We start from the raw sequence: 15,086 nt of genomic DNA, 5'->3' as shown, positions 1-15,086 counted from the left end.
ATTCATTGAAAATTAACTAAATTATATCAAACACCATTTTATTGTTTTTCGCAATACAAACAGGATAATAAAAATGTGACTGGGATTATTTCCACGGTCACATTTTTTATTAAAATAGGTTTTACCGAACGAGATACCCACCATCAACTGGCATGATCGTACCATTGACGTAATTAGCTGCATCACTTGCCAAGAAGACGGCAACCCCCATTAATTCGTGTGGTTCAGCCCAGTGACCAGCAGGAATACGATCAAGGATTTCTTGATTCCGTGCTTTATCTGCCCGAATTGGTGCAGTGTTAGCAGTCTTAATATAACCAGGAGCAATTGCATTGACCTGCACGCCATATGCTCCCATCTCACTAGCAAATGATTTAGTTAAGCCAGCGACCCCGTGTTTAGAAGCCGTATAGGATGGGATAAACTTACCACCTTGGAAGGAAAGCATTGATCCAATATTAATAATCTTACCATGTCCTTGCTTAGCAAATACCTTTGCTGCCGCCATTGACATGTGGTAAACAGCATTAAGGTTAATATTAATAACGGCATCCCAATCCTCATCTTTTGATTCAAGAATTGGATTTCGCTTAATCATTCCGGCATTGTTAATCAAAATGTCGATGTGACCGAATGTCTTAATGGCTTGGTCGACAACTTTTTGGGCAACGCCTGGTTCAGTCAAGTCAACTTGCATGAACTCTACTTTACGCCCACGTTTTTCAATCATTTCACGTGTATCGCTCCACCCTTGAGTACCATGGGTGGGAATAAAAATATCAGCACCAGCTTCAGCTAAAGCAACCGCATAACCTTGTCCCAAACCGGTATTCCCACCAGTAATAATTGCAACCTTCCCGCTCAAATCAAAAGCGGACATTTTAAATTTATCAAGGGCCGCCTCATTTCGCTTAATTTCTTCTTGTGATTGAGCCATAAATATACCTTCTTTACTTCAAATCATGCATATCAACCATGTCCATATCATCATAGGTTTGGTTTTCACCGCACATTGCCCAGATAAATGAATAATTAGTTGTACCAACACCACAGTGGATTGACCAACTAGGGTTCACAACTGCTTGTTCTGGTTCTAAGACAATATGTTTGCTTTCATCCGGTTTGCCCATAAAGTGGAATACTCGCGTGTCCTTTGAACCAAACTCGCAATACATGTATGTTTCCATCCGCCGTGCGTGAGTATGACATGGCATTGTATTCCAGCCATTACCAGGTTCAAGAACGGTGTAACCCATTTGCAGTTGACACGTATCCATACTTGAAGCATCAATATATTTATAGATTGTCCGCTTGTTCATATCTTTTTGACTACCCATTGGCATTGCGATTGCATCCTTAAATGGGAGCTTTTTATTAGGATATGTCTTATGAGCAGGAGTTGACACAACATAGAATTTAGCAGGATCATCAGAATTATCAGATTCAAAAATCACATGTTTGGCACCCATTCCAATATAATAACCATCATGCTTTACAATCTGATCTTTTTTACCATCAATAGTTACTGAACCAGAACCACCAATATTAATGAAACCAAGTTCACGTCGTTGTAAGAAGTAGTCGACACCAAGATCTTTGTCAAGTTTGATTTCTAGTGGTTCACCAGCTTTAGGCGTAACACCCCCGAAAATCATTCGATCATTGTACGTATATGTCAATAAGATATCGCCTAAGGCAAAAATCTTATCCATTAAAAATTCGTCCCGTAATTCTTTTGTATCATAATGTTGGATATCCTTAGGACTGTGAGCATAACGAGTTACCATCTTAAAACTCATTTTATCTATTCCTCCGTTTCTTAATTAGAAATTTTATTTCCTTATTCACCATTAATTATAGTCTTATTGACACTTTTTGCAAGTGCTTCCATTAAAATGTTTCTTTTTAAGAAACCAGATTTCTAATAGCTAATTAAGTGATAAGATAAAACTAGAGGTGATTATAAATGAGTATTAATATCGGCATTCGCGCTCATGATGTCAGTGAACACACTTTTAAACATTTATTTAGCGTTACTGCCAACTATGGATTTAACAATGTTCAATTTGCTCCATTTAAATTTTTGCCAAAAGAGCTAATTGCAAATAGTTCACGGTATTCCCCCGGCTTATTAAACGATATTGATCAAAAGTTTAGACATGCTGGCGTACGAATTTCTGTTTTAGGAAATTACGTTAATATGATTGATTATGAAAATTCTATTCGAAATAAAAATTTGCAAAGCTATTATGATAGTCTCGTAGCAGAAAGATTTTTACATGCGGCAGTTGTCGGAAGTGAAACAGGAAGTATTCTCTCGCCAAATGGGTATAGTCCACACAATTTTACGAATACTGCCCTTTTACGCGTAATTGATTCTGTAAAACAAATAACTAAAACTGCTGAAAAACTTGGTGCCCTATTTGCAATTGAACCAGGAATAAATCATCCCCTTTATGATAACTATGCCGTACGACGGGTATTAGACGCCGTAAACAGTCCTAACTTATTTGTTATCTTTGACCTTGCTAATTTAATCTCCAAAAATAACTATAAAGATCAGGATACTATTTTAACCGAAGCTGCTCGTTTGTACGGTTCACGAATCTGTACTTTCCATTTAAAGGACGTGGATTTTATGGACGGTAAAAAAGTTACTGTTCCTTTTGGCTCTGGAATAATTGACGTTGAACGATATATCGACTTTATCAATAAACTCAAGCCCTATACTTTTGCTACTTTTGAGGCAACAAAAGAAAATGACCTTGATAATGCAATTAGTGTATTTCGTAAGGCAGATAAGCAGGCAACGACTAGAATAAAAGCCTTACAGTAATGGAAACTATAAGGCTTTATGGTAATTATTTAAGCTATCTTTTAAAGCATTCTAATGATATGATATAAACACTGTGCAATCGGTAACAGGATAATAGTAAAACCAGACTACCATAATATTAGTATTTATGACCCTGTATCAAAAGAAACTGATGCATTTTTACTTGTAATTTAGTTGTAGTATAAGCAATTTTGATAAAGAACGGATGTAAATATAAATGGATAAAAACGAACGTATAGATAGATCTGCGGAGATATTTAAAAGGATATCTAATCCAGAAGCATACCATTATGACCAAAAATTTAGATATTTGCCAAATTGGTTAGATAATACTTCTTATTTCTATCAAAAAGAAGCTAATAACCAATTTACCTAAGAGATATTACTATTACCGACGTGGAACTGTTATAAGAGTTAATTTTGGGACAAATTTAGGAAGTGAGTTTAGTAATATTCATTTTGCAATTGTACTTGATAAAAAGGATTCACCTAATAAGAAAACTCTAACAGTCCTCCCCCTTACCTCCAAACAGAACAGTAATCGTTTTTCGTTAGGGCGCGAAGTTTTTAGCCAAACAACAACAATTTTAAATGCTCAGATGGAGTCGCTTAGCAATCGTTTGAAAAAGGCAAGTAAAGAAAATAAATTGGCAAATCAAGAACGGAAAAATCTACAAAATGATTTTAACGATTTACAAAAGGTTGTTAATACATTCAAGGCATATGATAAAAATTCGTATGTCAGAGTTAGTGATATTACCACAATTAGTAAATTAAGAATTGAGCGCATTAACAAATATGATCCATCAGGCAAAATACGATTATCAAGCCAACAAATGGCCTTAATAAGCCGAGAGCTATTAAAGTTATATTTAAATAAGTTTGACTAATAGTAACTAATATGTGAGAATATAGTTACTGGGAGTAAGACTCCTTTGATTTAATTTACGTGGGCCTTGAGCCCTTTGCACCATTAGTTGTACAGCTAATGGTGCTTTTTTTATTATAGTTAATAATATAGTGGTGAAAATAAAAAGCCTTACAGTAATGAAAACGATAAGACTTTTAGGTAATTATTCAGTTTATAAAATGTTTTCTAATCTCCCAACCACCGTTTCTTTAGTAAATTAACAACTTCCTTAGGACGGCGGTCTCTTGTAAAGACACCCTTACGATTTTCACCACCAATACGGATCATCCCTGGTTCGGTGGTAAAGTCAGCAAAATTCCATAGCTGTTCACCCTGAACGTAATCGCAGGAATCAAATACTGCAAAATTAGCTTTATAATAATCTGCTTGGTATTCCTCTGAATATGGATCGTGATAGAGCGAATGCATTCCATCAACCGTGTCAGCGCCAAATTCAGTAAACATTATTGGTTTGTCTGGAAACTTAGCATGCCATTTTTCCAATTCTGTTTTTAAATCTTTCTTCGCTTGATCCATATTACCAAAATCAACGTACCAGCCATAATAACGATTAAGACAAATTACGTCGAGCAAATCCCCAATCAAATCCTTGTCCGCATTAGCATTCATTATATTAACCACTGTTACTGGACGCTGTTGTGGATCTTGTTGCTTAGTATATCGAATAATCTTTTCAAAGTATTCGTGAGCTCCTGGTTCTTGACTTGCCGGCTCATTAGCAACCGACCACATAACTACACTAGGGTGATCATGATCCCGCTCAATCATTTCATGTAAGGCAAGCTTATGATTTTTACTAGTATTTAAATGTTGCCAGGTTTGCCCTTCTTTGACCCCACCGGCTAAAGTAACTGAAAAACTTTCATATAAACCTACTGCTGGTACCTCGTCGATAACAACAAAACCTTTCCGATCAGCTAATCGCATTGTCTCTTCTGAATAAGGGTAATGAGATGTTCGAAATGAATTAGCACCAATCTTTTTCATAATATTTAGATCAAGGTTTACTTGCGGTAGGTTTTCACCTTTACCATGGGCTAGAGAGTCTTCATGCCAGCCAAACCCCTTAAAGTAAAATGGCCTCCCGTTAATAAAGAATTGATGGTCTTTGATCTCGACTGTCCGAACGCCGAATTCTTGAGTATAAGAATCCATTAATTTATCTGCCGCGTAAACATCAACTTTAAGTCGGTAAAGATAGGCATGCAGAGGTTGCCAACGGTGTGTATCAGCAATAATTAATGCATGCTCATCGTCCCCTGTTGCCACAACGTTATTATCTTCATCTAAAATAGATAATGCGACATGATCGTAATTACCGATGATCTTAATATCAGGTGATACGGTCGTGACCTTACCATTAACCTGGTAATTGGCAGCGATATGGTCGATATAAGTATCACTAGTAGTGTATAAAGAAACTTTTCGATGAATTCCTGCATAGTTATAAAAGTCAAACCGGTTTTGCTGGATAATTTTACCGTCTTTTCGTTCGTGGGTTGCAGATGGAATTGTCGTATTATCCAGTAGGTTATTTAAACGAACTTTTAAGTCATTTGAACCTGCTTTCAGATAATCGCTAACCTCAAATTCAAATGGTGTAAACCCACCGATGTGTTTGCCAACCTGCTGACCATTTACATAAATTTCTGCGTTTTGTGTTACTGAACCAAAATGGATAACATTTCGTTTGCTTAGTTGTTCTGTTGGAACATTGAAAGTTGTTTCGTACCAAAAATAACCAATATGATTGCGTTCCGCTAAATTCATTATTTGATCATTATATGAAGCCGGAACCGCCATCCATTGGTAATCTTTTAATGGTTTTGCCGGATCAATCGGAGCTTTTTCAACCGTGAATTTCCATAATCCATTTAAATCGGCAAGTGTCCTTGTTACAGTTTGCTCGGGATAAAGCATGTTAAGAGACCTCCTCGTATTACAATTACGCTACTATATAATTATAAGCTTATTTGTACTATAAAATCCTCAATAGGCACTTAACCGTGTTTATTGAGGATTTGATTTACCTACTGTTTGTCTTAATATAAATTACTAAAAGCCCATTAAATTAAGATTTTCAATGAGCTTTTATAAGATATTTACGTTATTAATAGAAAAAGACTATTCTTTTTTATTCACCCCCTTACCTGGTGCATAATCATCCATTAAGTTAGCTGGGTAAGGATTTAATTCAAATTCTTCATCTTTACGAGGCGAGCTTTCATTGATATCGTTGTTTGACTTATGCAATGTTATAGTACCGTATGCAGGAACAATGATATTTTGCCAATTATTGTCAAAACCATTAATAGTAATTGTAGCCTTAAGTGGCGTATTTGTTGGATTATAGATATGAGCAGCAATTGAACCATCCGGACCGAGAAAGGCAACTGAACCTAAACCACCCGTGTAACCATCAGGGGTATAATTACTAGAACCAATAACAATAGAACCAGGCACAACATCTTGAGTAAAATTACGAAGCATATAATATTCCAAATTACGTTGAACTTTCCCTGTTTTATGATCAATCGTGACAACTCCGCGACGACCGGTAGAGCCTACCATATTAGGTAATCCGCGTTCATCAAGAGCCATATTCCATAAGTAAATTGATGATAAGCCCTCTCGAACAAGCCAATTACCAATTAGTCCAAACATAATATGAGAAGCATCATCAACAGTTTCTTCAAGCATACAACGTCGCTCAGTCATAGCAAAATCCCACTTTGAATTAAATCTACTTGCATTGAAGAGATTAGTATATGGGCCATCATAAGTATGAAAGGCAAAGCCATCAAATGCATTGGCTTCTTCTTGTGTAACTGATTCGCTTAATGGTTTATTTAAGACATTTAAACTTCCATCCCAGAAATAAAGTTTAGTATCTGGAAATGACTTATCTAAAGCGGGTCGTAAGTATTTATAACCAAAATGGGCTAATTCTTTTATATTCCAAATCATTGCTGGCCATTCTGCAGCATTAGAAGGTTCATTTTGAATAGTTATTGCATAAATTGGAATTCCTAATTTTTTATATTCTTCAATGTATCTAATAAAGTATTGGGCATAAACACCTTCAAAACGGTCTTTCGTTGCATAACCATTTCCAGTAAATTCACCGAAACGTAAGTGACCACCCATTCGCATCTTACCAGTATTTTTCATCCAAGCAGGAGCAGACCACGGTGAAGCCATTACTTTTACTGCAGGATTAATTTTTAGAATTTCCTGAACTACCGGCACAATATATTTTAAATCTTTAGTTGCAGTAGGAGAACCTGGTTTACCCTCACCAATTGAGAATTTACTCAAGCTTGAATCATGTTCACCAAAAGGAACATCGTCATAACTATAATATGGTTGACTAGATGGCTCACATGCACCTAAAGGTATTCGAATATTTGAAAAGTCACCTTCATTTGGGTCAAACAGCTCATGCAACAATGCAGTTCGCTGTTCCTTACTTTGTTTCCAAATAAGAGAAGCCGCTGCATCCGTAATAGCAGCTCCAGCGCCGATCCAATCTTGTTTTTTTATAGATGGATCAATAACAATCTTGTATCCTTCACCACTTGTAGATTCAAGGCTAGGTGTAGAGATATGTTCACGTTTTTGTTTTAAGTCTCCAGAAGTAGCTGTCCAAAATTCATTTTTAAATTTTGTCATTTTAAAATCTCCCTTTATTTATTAATGCCTTTCCCAGGTGCCCAGTCGTCTTGGAGAGCTGCGGGACGTGGATTTAATTTAAACTTTTCATCTGCTCGTGGTGAACTTTCATTAATGGCATGGTTAGATTTATGCAAGGTAACCGTTCCATAAGCAGGCACTGCAACTGTCTGCCAATCATTTTCAAAGCTGTTGATTTTAATTGTTGCTGTTAGAGGATGATCAGTTGGGTTGTAAATATGAGCTGAAATTGAGCCAGTTGGTCCCATAAATGCAACAGATCCCAAGCCGCCTGAATAACCATCTTGGGTGTAGTTACTTGAGCCAATTACTATGGATCCTTCCTCAACATCTTGAGTAAAGTTACGTAGCATATAATATTCCAAGTTACGTTGCACTTTCCCGGTAGTATGGTCAATAGTTACTACCCCTCTGCGACCGGTTGAGCCCGCAATATTTGGTAATCCCCGTTCATCTAATGCTAAGTTCCAAAGATAAATCGAAGATAATCCTTGACGAACTAACCAATTACCGATAAGACCAAACATGATATGTGAAGCATCATCTACCGCTTCTTCTAACATGCACCGCCGTTCAGTCATTGCTAAGTCCCAATTGGGGTTGAACCGACTAGCATTAAAGAGATTGGTATATGGACCATCATAAGTATGGAAGGCAAAGCCATCAAATGCTTTTGCTTCTTCAATAGTCATAACTTCATTTAACGGTTCATTAAGTACATTCAAGCTGCCATCCCAGAAGTAAAGTTTTGTATCAGGAAAAGCTTTATCTAATGCAGGACGGAGGTACTTATAACCAAAGTGAGCTAGTTCCTTAATATTCCAAATCATTGCCGGCCAGGCAGCGGCGTTTGATGGTTCGTTTTGAATCGTTAATGCATAAATTGGGATGCCAAGTTTGCGGTATTCTTCAAGATAGCGAACAAAATATTGAGCGTAGACACCTTCGAAGCGATCTTTATCAGCATAGCCGTTTCCGGTAAACTCACCAAAGCGCAGATGACCACCCATCTTCATGCTACCAGTGTTTTTCATCCAAGCTGGCCCAGACCATGGTGAAGCAAGAATCTTTACTCCTGGATTTATTGTTAAGATTTCCTGCACTACCGGTACAATATATTTAAGATCTTTTGTTGCAGTTGAGCTTCCTGGTTCCCCTTCACCAATGGAGAAGTGCTTTAGACTTGAATCATGCTCGCCAAAAGGAACGTCATCATAACTATAGTATTCTTCTTTTGATGTTTCTCCAGAGCCAAAATCACAAGAGCCAATTGGAATTCTAATTGCTGAAAAATTGCCTTCATCGGGGTCAAATAGCTCATGTAGTAAGGCTGTTCGCTGTGCTGGTGATTGCTTCCAGATCAATGACGCAGTGGCATCAGTAATTGCAGCGCCAGCGCCAATCCAAGATTGTTTTCGGATGGCTGGATCAATAACGATTTTGAAGCCGTCACCAGGATTGTTAGTAAAAGTCGGCGTAGTTAATACTTCACGTTTTTTACTTAAATCACCAGCAGTTGCCGTCCAAAATTCATTTTTAAATTTCATAACTATTCCATTCCTTTTATTAACGTACCCGTTTGATAGACCAGATTAAGAATCCACCAATTACTTCTGCTACAACAGCAAAAATAAAGATTGCCTTATAACCAAACCCAGCAACAACTGCTGAAGCAAACATTGCACCAAGCATTTGTCCTAGAGTATTAGCAAGATTAATTAATCCTAAATCCTTACCAGCAGTATCTGCTGACGGGAGAACATCCATATTAAGCGCACCGTCAACCGAATTGTACAAGCCGTTACCAAAGGCAGCGATAATAGCGTACACAAACATTGCCCATGGCTTTTCAACAAATAACGGAAATAGTGCAGCAGCACCTAAAGCAAAGGTTGCAAGTACAACTGGTCCTTTAACTCGCTTCATTTTATCAGCAAGAGGTCCACCAACAAGAGCAAAAATAACACCAATAATTAACATAATCATTGAGAAAATTGAAATCGAGTGTCCAGCATCGGAAGTGTTTTGACCAATGTAATCAGTAAAAATATAAAGCTCAAAAGTAGTAATGATAGTTGAACCAACAACCATGCAGAATTTACCAGAAAGAGCGAGGTAAAAGTCACGGGCTCCCTTAGTTGGGAAGAAGAAATATTTCTTTAGTGATTCCTTATCAAATTTAACTTTTGGTTCATCAAGGTTACCCTTTTCCTGAATTAATAATTCATGAATAATAGCAAGTACAACTGTGCAGCCAGCCATGACGTAAATACCAAATTTAACATTCCCAAGGAATTGTGCAGCCAATAGAGCAAATCCCTGTTGTGCAATAGTAAAGCCTACACCATAAAACGTAGACACTGTTCCCCGCCATTTTGGTGCGACACGATCAGAAATTTGTGGATAAATGGCAGCTGCAATCGCATTCTCTGCAGCGGCTGCAATAATCCATACAAGTATAATTCCTACAACAGATCTCATATTAGCAATAATACATAATGAAATTGCTATGGCTATTGTTCCTAAGACAATATATGGTTTACGCTTTCCAAATCGAGTTCGTGTAACATCAGAGAAGGCTCCAAAAAGCAGGTTAGCAATCGCACCAGTAATTGATGCAACCGTAGCAAGAATACCAACAGCCCATACTTTATTTGCAGGATCAATTTGACTGAACAATTGTGGAATTAAAACACTTCTAGTAGAACCAATTGGACCATACCAGCATAAAGGTGCTAAAAACATTGCGGAAGATATCATCCAAGGTAGTTTTGGCTGTTCAGAATCTTTAACTTTAGCATTTGTGATTTCACCTATAACAGATGATGTGGCTTTTTGCTTTTTATCATCGTTTGATAGTTTACTATCCATCAGTATCACTCCTTATCGAAAACGCTTTCAAAAATATCTTTAAGTTAAGAGGAAAGTAAATATACTAACCTCTAAAATCCTACCTACTTATTATCCTTTTGAATTGCTTCCCATAATCCATTAAGGTAAGTAATTCCAAGAGCACGATCATACAATCCATATCCAGGACGGCCCTTTTCACCCCAAATGTCACGGCCATGATCTGGACGGATATAACCATCAAAGTGAGTATCATACAATGCTTTCATGATTTCATACATATCCAATGAACCTTCAGAAGACAAGTGTGCTGATTCGTGGAAGTCACCGTTGCCCATATGCTTGATATTTCGAGCATGAATAAATGGTGCACGATCCTTTTTAACGAATTCACGAATGATGGCGGGAACATCATTATTTGGATTTTCGCCAAGGCTTCCAGTACAAATCGTAAAGCCATTGTACTTGGACTCATGCATTTGCTCGATTTTGATCATATCTTCCCTATTCTTGTAAATCCGTGGTAACCCAAATAATGGCATTGGCGGATCATCGGGATGCATGGCCATCCGAACATCGTACTTTTCACAGGTTGGAATGATTGCGTCTAAGAAGTACTTAAGATTTTCACGAAGCTTCTTTTCGTCAACATCCTTGTAAGCTTCAAATAATCGCTTTACTTCTGCTAATCGTTCTGGCTCCCAGCCCGGTAAAACGTAACCATTTGAATTCTTTTCAACCGACTTAATAATATCTTCTGGAGACCCTTCCACATATTTGTGTTGGAATGCCATGTCTGTCGAACCGTCCGGCAGTGGATAGTGGAGGTCAGTTCGTACCCAGTCGAAAATCGGCATGAAGTTATAACAAATTACCTTAATACCATAAGCAGCTAAATTCTTGATTGTCTCCTTGTAATTTTCGATGTACTTATCACGACTTGGTAATCCAATTTTAATATCATCATGAATATTTACTGATTCAATTACCTCGAGCTTTAGTCCTGCATCTTCAACTTCTTTTTTAAGTGCTGCGATCCGTTCCTTTGGCCAAACTTCGCCAACTGGAATGTCAAATAGCGCTCCAACTACTTGTGTTGTTCCTGGAATCTGACGGATATCTGACAACTTAATTGAATCGTTGCCATCGCCATACCAGCGAAATCCCATGTTTTTCATTACTTATTTTCCTTTCACTAGTTAATATTTACCCTTTTCTTCAACTGTTTGATGAATCGTCTCACGAACAGCACCCGGTTTAGTAATCATTTGGCTAAAGTAATTTTCAACTTTTTCACCAATACCAATTTCGTAAAGATCGTTCCCAAAGATTGATTTATTACTCAAAATTAGTTGAAGCTTTTCGTGAACGTTAATTTCATCACCAAGCTTGATATCTTTTACATATTCATGCAATTGGTCATACAATGGATCAGGACTTGGCGTAAATGTGTTTCCTTCATCATCGGTTGCCATCAGATAACGACACCAGCCAGCGATAATCATTGGAATGAATTCAAGATCTGCTGGATTTAGTTTTTGATCATCGACATAATGCTGGAGGGTAACACCATAACGAATACCAACTTTTTGTGAAGTATCTGATGCAATCCGTTGAGGTGTATCAGGAATATTCTTATTTGGTAAACGCTTCGTAATTAGCGTATCGATAAATTCTTTTGGATTGATAATCTTTGGGTCTTTGACAACCGGTAAATCTTCACCGTAGCCAAGGTTCTTAATCATCTTTAATAGGTCATCGTCGACTGCTTCATCCGCAATTGAGTGGAAGCCAAGAAGGCAACCAAAAATCGCTAATGACGTATGCAGTGGGTTTAAGCAAGCAGTGACTTTCATTTGGTCAGCGTCATTAACTGTTTCACGATCGGTCATAAATACGCCAGCATCTTCAAGCTTTGGCCGTCCATTTGGAAAACTATCCTCAATTACGAGGTAGTGAGTTTCCTCAGTATTACCAAATGGTGCAATATTAGTATGCTTATCTGTATGGACGATTTGGGCATCTTCAATTCCATCGGCTAGTAGTTGCTTTGATACTTTTTCTGATGGGTTTGGTGTGATCCGGTCAATCATGCTCCATGGGAATGAGACCTTCTCTGGATTGCTTAGGTAATCAATGAAGCCTTGGTCAACAAAGCCACTCTTTAACCAGCCGTTAGCAATCAGTAACACTGCTTCTTCAAGGCGTTTCCCATTTTGTGAGAAGTTATCGGTGCTGACCATTGCAATTGGTAATTTACCAGCCTTGTAGCGCGCTAATAGTAAGTTGGTAATAATTCCCATATTTGTTACTGCTGTGTCAGGTTCACTATTAACATCATGTTCGGCACCCTTCGTGAGGTCCCCATTCATGTCCTTTAAGGCGTAACCTTTTTCCGTAATTGAGAATGTAGCAAATTGCAGCGATGGCTTTTTGAATACTTCTTTTAATTCTTCAAGCCCTAGCTGATTTTTACTATTAGCGTAAATACTGTTAGTAACGCTAGCCACCAATTCTTTATCTAATCCATCATTTTTCATCACTACTGATAGAAAACGATTGTTGTAAGGCTTATATACCTCATTAATCACTTCATCATCATAGGTATCAGCAACGATAATCCCACTATCCAGCGCGCCCTTATTGATTAAATGTTGAGCGATTACTGAATGGAAACATCTGAAGAGATTACCTCCACCAAAGTGAACCCAAACAGGAGCTTCTTTGGTATGTTCAATTAATTTTGTTTGATCGAACTGCGGAATTTTTACTCCCGCTTGGTTAAATGGTGCAAGATTGTTTAAATAATCATCAGTTAATTTCACCATTAACAGCGCTTCCTTCCTTTAGAAGTAATATACTAATATATCAGTTGCCTTTATAGTAAACGCTTTCAGATAATTTGTCAATGTTATATTAGAAATTGCATTTTTATTAGCAAACACGCTATAATTAAAATATTAGAAAGGACGTTGCAATAATGCCTAGTTACTCACGAAATGACTTAACCGGTCAGGCTTATGACATTATCTTAAAAAAGATTATTGATGCCGAATATGAGCCTGGACAAAAGATTTCTGAAAAGAAAATAGAAGATGACCTCCAAATTGGTCGGACCCCTGTTAGGGAAGCCCTCCTGCAATTACGACAGGACCGCTTGATCAATGTAATCCCGCAGTCTGGAACATATATCTCTAAAATTGATTTAAAAGATGTTTTAGATGCTCGTTTTGTTCGTGCTAGTGTTGAACGGCGGATTATGCGCGAGGCCGCAACAATAAAATTATCTACTGAAGAAACTGCTGACCTAGAGCGAATCATTGAAAATCAAAAAAGAACCCGTGAAGAGGACAACTTTCCTGCCTTTTTAGACAGTGATGATGTCTTTCACGAGTACTTTTATAAGCTTACCAACCACCAACGCGTATGGGATTGGCTTAAGAAAATCAATATTCAGTTTAATCGGTTCCGTTTTCTACGTTTAAAAGTGCAAAAGTTATCCTGGCAGGGATTAATTGAAGAACACGTTGCCATTTACGATGCAATCAAAGCTAATGATGTCAATGAAGCTGACCGGCTAACAGCTAACCACATGCACCGGATGCTTGATGAGGAGGAGTCACTTATTAAATCCTTCCCTAACTATTTTGATAATGTAAATTAAATAAAGCAGTAAGTATCTTTTTTGTGAAGAGCTTACTGCTTTTATATTAGTTATTACAAATTTTCACTTTATCGGGAGACCCGTGTTCCGGCGCCACCCTTCATAACAGCTTCAACATCTTCCTTAGTTGAGATATTCAAGTCACCAAGAACGGTTAGCTTGAGGACACTCGCTGCAATCGCATAATCAATTGTTTCTTGGGGATCAGTATCATTTAATACACCGTGCATCAGGCCAGCACCAAACGCATCCCCGCCAGCAACGCCTTCAAGAACATCAATCGCATATGCTGGACTCTCATATATCTGACCATCTTTTAGCATTAGTGCCATCCACGTCGACTTATCGACGGACTGGATATTGCGTAGCACGCTAGCGACAACTTTAATATTTGGATATTGCTTAACAATCTCTTTCATTCCGTGAATAAAGGTATCCTTTTGCTCGATTCCTCGTGACATATCGCCATCAAAGGCATAGATACCAAGGCTTTGTTCGAAGTCTTCATCGTGAACAAGGCAAATCGTCAAGTATGGCATAATCTTCTCCATGTATGCCTGTGCCTCTGCTGGGGTCCATAATTTCCCCCGGAAGTTAAGATCACAGGCAATCTTAATACCATTTTCCTTACAGTATTCGCATGCCGTTAGCAGTGTTTTGCGCATCTCATCAGAAAGAGCGGCAGTAATTCCGCTAAAGTAGAAGTAATCTGCACCTTTTAATATTGTTGCCCAGTCATACTCATCGGCTTTAGAAGTTGCAAATGAACTGCCTGCCCGGTCATAGGTAACTTTAGTTGAACGAATACTTGCACCCTTTTCAAAGAAGTAAATACCCAACCGCGGACCACCATATTGCAGTAATGATGTGTCAACACCATATTCACGTAATTTATCAGTAGCAGCTTGTCCTAATACATTTTTCGGAAACTTGGATACAAAGGCTGCCTGATCACCAAATAGACTCAATGATACTGCAACATTTGCTTCGGAACCACCATAATTAACATCAAACTGGTCAGCTTGGAGCATCCGTTTTTTATCAGTTGGCTTAAGCCGCATCATCATTTCACCAAACGTAACAATTTTACTCATTTTACGTCACTCCCTTAA

General features: G+C 37.8%; 13 protein-coding genes. 4 read left to right on the top strand and 9 right to left on the bottom strand.

Features of this window, described 5'->3' with window-relative positions:
• Window positions 1-121 precede the first annotated feature (121 nt).
• Together kduD and kduI are read right to left on the bottom strand one after the other, a co-directional pair.
• Complete coding sequence (gene kduD, locus H5S39_RS02160) at window positions 122-937, bottom strand: 2-dehydro-3-deoxy-D-gluconate 5-dehydrogenase KduD (RefSeq protein ID WP_182595350.1); 816 nt, start codon at window positions 935-937, stop codon at window positions 122-124.
• A gap of 13 nt (window positions 938-950) precedes the next feature.
• Entirely contained in the window at window positions 951-1,799 is an 849-nt protein-coding gene (gene kduI / locus H5S39_RS02155; RefSeq protein ID WP_182595351.1) for a 5-dehydro-4-deoxy-D-glucuronate isomerase, read from the bottom strand.
• Between the two features lie 167 nt (window positions 1,800-1,966).
• On the opposite strand from kduI, the gene H5S39_RS02150 reads away from it, so the two are divergent.
• The 3 genes from H5S39_RS02150 to H5S39_RS02140 all read left to right on the top strand — a co-directional run bounded on the left by H5S39_RS02150 (window position 1,967) and on the right by H5S39_RS02140 (window position 3,726).
• Window positions 1,967-2,836, top strand: a complete 870-nt coding sequence (locus H5S39_RS02150; RefSeq protein WP_182595352.1) for a sugar phosphate isomerase/epimerase family protein — start codon at window positions 1,967-1,969, stop codon at window positions 2,834-2,836.
• 217 nt (window positions 2,837-3,053) lie between these two features.
• Window positions 3,054-3,212 carry a hypothetical protein gene (locus H5S39_RS02145; protein ID WP_182595353.1) on the top strand — a complete coding sequence of 53 codons (159 nt, stop codon included), beginning with the start codon at window positions 3,054-3,056 and terminating at the stop codon, window positions 3,210-3,212.
• Window positions 3,163-3,726 (top strand): type II toxin-antitoxin system PemK/MazF family toxin, encoded by a 564-nt coding sequence (locus tag H5S39_RS02140; protein WP_182595402.1) that lies wholly within the window; start codon window positions 3,163-3,165, stop codon window positions 3,724-3,726. Before H5S39_RS02145 ends, H5S39_RS02140 begins: the two co-directional genes overlap by 50 nt.
• Window positions 3,727-3,932: 206 nt before the next feature.
• Here H5S39_RS02140 and uidA read toward each other — a convergent pair whose 3' ends face one another.
• The 6 genes from uidA to H5S39_RS02110 all read right to left on the bottom strand — a co-directional run bounded on the left by uidA (window position 3,933) and on the right by H5S39_RS02110 (window position 13,138).
• Complete coding sequence (uidA, locus tag H5S39_RS02135) at window positions 3,933-5,687, bottom strand: beta-glucuronidase (RefSeq protein WP_182595354.1); 1,755 nt, start codon at window positions 5,685-5,687, stop codon at window positions 3,933-3,935.
• Between the two features lie 204 nt (window positions 5,688-5,891).
• The gene (locus tag H5S39_RS02130) at window positions 5,892-7,439 is read right to left on the bottom strand and encodes a glycoside hydrolase family 30 protein (RefSeq protein WP_182595355.1); all 1,548 of its coding nucleotides are present in this window, start codon (window positions 7,437-7,439) and stop codon (window positions 5,892-5,894) included.
• A gap of 14 nt (window positions 7,440-7,453) precedes the next feature.
• Window positions 7,454-9,007, bottom strand: a complete 1,554-nt coding sequence (locus H5S39_RS02125; protein WP_182595356.1) for a glycoside hydrolase family 30 protein — start codon at window positions 9,005-9,007, stop codon at window positions 7,454-7,456.
• A 19-nt stretch (window positions 9,008-9,026) separates the two neighbouring features.
• Window positions 9,027-10,331 carry an MFS transporter gene (locus H5S39_RS02120; protein WP_182595357.1) on the bottom strand — a complete coding sequence of 435 codons (1,305 nt, stop codon included), beginning with the start codon at window positions 10,329-10,331 and terminating at the stop codon, window positions 9,027-9,029.
• Window positions 10,332-10,414: 83 nt separating this feature from the next.
• Window positions 10,415-11,488, bottom strand: a complete 1,074-nt coding sequence (gene uxuA, locus H5S39_RS02115; protein ID WP_182595358.1) for a mannonate dehydratase — start codon at window positions 11,486-11,488, stop codon at window positions 10,415-10,417.
• Between the two features lie 21 nt (window positions 11,489-11,509).
• Window positions 11,510-13,138, bottom strand: a complete 1,629-nt coding sequence (locus tag H5S39_RS02110; RefSeq protein ID WP_182595359.1) for a mannitol dehydrogenase family protein — start codon at window positions 13,136-13,138, stop codon at window positions 11,510-11,512.
• 152 nt (window positions 13,139-13,290) lie between these two features.
• Here H5S39_RS02110 and H5S39_RS02105 point away from each other — a divergent pair, with 152 nt between their 5' ends.
• Window positions 13,291-13,974 (top strand): GntR family transcriptional regulator, encoded by a 684-nt coding sequence (locus H5S39_RS02105; protein WP_182595360.1) that lies wholly within the window; start codon window positions 13,291-13,293, stop codon window positions 13,972-13,974.
• Window positions 13,975-14,042: 68 nt separating this feature from the next.
• Here H5S39_RS02105 and H5S39_RS02100 read toward each other — a convergent pair whose 3' ends face one another.
• On the bottom strand, window positions 14,043-15,068 hold the full coding sequence (locus H5S39_RS02100; protein ID WP_182595361.1) for a sugar kinase: 1,026 nt from the start codon (window positions 15,066-15,068) through the stop codon (window positions 14,043-14,045).
• Window positions 15,069-15,086 lie beyond the last annotated feature (18 nt).

The organism is Limosilactobacillus rudii (assembly GCF_014145455.1).
GTDB classification, from domain to species: domain Bacteria; phylum Bacillota; class Bacilli; order Lactobacillales; family Lactobacillaceae; genus Limosilactobacillus; species Limosilactobacillus rudii.
The sequence above is the reverse complement of the archived record's forward strand: the minus strand, read 5'-3'. Positions and strand labels throughout refer to the sequence as shown.